Origin of the sequence: Levilactobacillus suantsaiihabitans (genome assembly GCF_004745505.1) — a bacterium.
Taxonomy (GTDB): Bacteria; Bacillota; Bacilli; order Lactobacillales; family Lactobacillaceae; genus Levilactobacillus; species Levilactobacillus suantsaiihabitans.
Window position 1 is genome coordinate 1 of sequence record NZ_RKLX01000050.1, and the last position, 1,775, is coordinate 1,775.

General features: G+C 38.5%; 1 protein-coding gene and 1 pseudogene. One reads left to right on the plus strand and one right to left on the minus strand.

Annotated features, from left to right (window positions below; genetic code table 11):
* Positions 1 to 545, minus strand: a pseudogene (locus tag EGT51_RS12750) (IS3-like element IS1163 family transposase); the annotation flags it as partial.
* A gap of 322 nt (positions 546 to 867) precedes the next feature.
* On the opposite strand from EGT51_RS12750, the gene EGT51_RS12755 reads away from it, so the two are divergent.
* Complete coding sequence (locus EGT51_RS12755; RefSeq protein WP_020090522.1) at positions 868 to 1,485, plus strand: recombinase family protein; 618 nt, start codon at positions 868 to 870, stop codon at positions 1,483 to 1,485.
* Positions 1,486 to 1,775 lie beyond the last annotated feature (290 nt).

The window sequence follows — 1,775 nt, forward strand, 5'->3', positions numbered from 1 at the left end:
CTCCATTTCCCTCATTAATCGTAAAATTCGTTTTGACCCAACACAGATGCCTGACTTGCGAAGCACCATCGTTATTCGTGGATAACCATAGGCACGATAATTATTTTCCCAAATCAATTTAATTTATTCTTTGAGCTGATTATCAACACGTTCGTGTTGACTAGGTTGATATCTTTTCCAATGGTAATAGGTGCTGCGCGGTAATTTCAGTGCCGAAAGAATAATTGATAAGCGGTGTCGCAATAACTGATCTTCTATGAAGACAAGGCAATTAATTCGTCCTAATGCTTTCCCAGTAACACCGCCGCAGCTTTTAAAATTTCAAGTTCCTCCTTTAATCGCTGATTTTCCTTTTGAAGTTGTTTGAATTCTTTGGACGTTACTTCAGTACCGTCTTCTAGCTCAACTGATTTAGCGCCTTTAACCCAGTTATGAATTGCGGCTGGAGAAACACCGTATTCCTCGGAAAGCGAGCGAATAGATCTTTTCTCTTCACGATGCATCTTCACAATGCTGGCTTTAAAATCATCTTGATATCGTTTCATTGGAATGCTCCTATCTTGTTTTATTAATTATGGCACAACTGTTCAGAAATTTATGTACCAAATACTAGGATAGGAGCATCTTGAAATAAGTGCAAAATTCTGCTTTTCCAGGATTGATATCAACAAATTAATTCAAAATAAACTGTTCAATTTAAGTGTACCCTAAATGGACGAAAAGCAGTATAATCAACTTATGAAGAAAAGCTTAGATTCTGCTTGGGATAACAAGCAGTTCTTTGTTTTTGTCAAACCGTCTAATTAGAGTGTCTAAACAGAATATAGTAGGGTGGGGGAGACTGATCTTCTGAAAGGAGAGTTATTGATGAAAGTTGGTTATGCACGAGTTAGCTCAACTGATCAAAATTTGGCCCGCCAAATTAAAGCATTGAAAGTAGCCAGATGTGAGAAAATCTTTGAAGAAAAACAATCGGGCAAATCGACCCAGAACCGACCAGAATTACAGGCGGCGATTGCTTATGTGCGGCAAGGAGATACATTAGTAGTGGCCTCATTAGATCGGCTTAGTCGAAACTATGACGACGCCAGTGATATAATCAAGCAGATCAGAGATAAACAGGTTAGAATGGAAGTCTTAGATGCCCCATTTCTTTCAATGCAGACTGGGGATTCAGATATGGACAAATTTATGTTTGATATGCTAACCAAGCTGTTAGCTTATATGGCGCAAACTGAGCGAAAAAAGATTCGGGAACGTCAGCGGCAAGGAATTGAGATTGCTAAGGCTAATGGAAAGTACCGCGGAACTAGACCGGTATACGCTGAAGATTCACCTAACCCACAAAAACGGTTTATCTACCGTCGTATCGTTGATCAATTAAGAAACAAAGCAACCGGTGCCCCAATTAGCTATCGAGCGATTGCGGCTGAAACCGGTGTATCGGTGCAGACTGTCATTAATATCAAGAATCGGATGAATTAGATGTTATCTGAGAAGAAAACTTTTAGCTTGCGAGATTAGTTAAGAGGGGGAAATAAGATGATTGGTATTAATTATGGTAACTATACGCTTTTTCAATACCTAATCATTGCATTTACTTTGTTTCCAATTGAAAATAATTCATTCATGGTTAATTGTAATGATTTATTTGGTTCCTGAATTATTCACCAGAAACTCCAAAATCCCCATCAAACACATGATTCAAGTGCTTGATGGGAATTTTACGTTTTCACCTTTTAAGTGCAGAAAAAGAGCCTCAGCTCTGGTATAGT

Bases quoted from the DNA above. Each gene is read 5' to 3' on its own strand.
- EGT51_RS12755 (WP_020090522.1), top strand. From the start codon at position 868: ATGAAAGTTGGTTATGCACGAGTTAGCTCAACTGATCAAAATTTGGCC.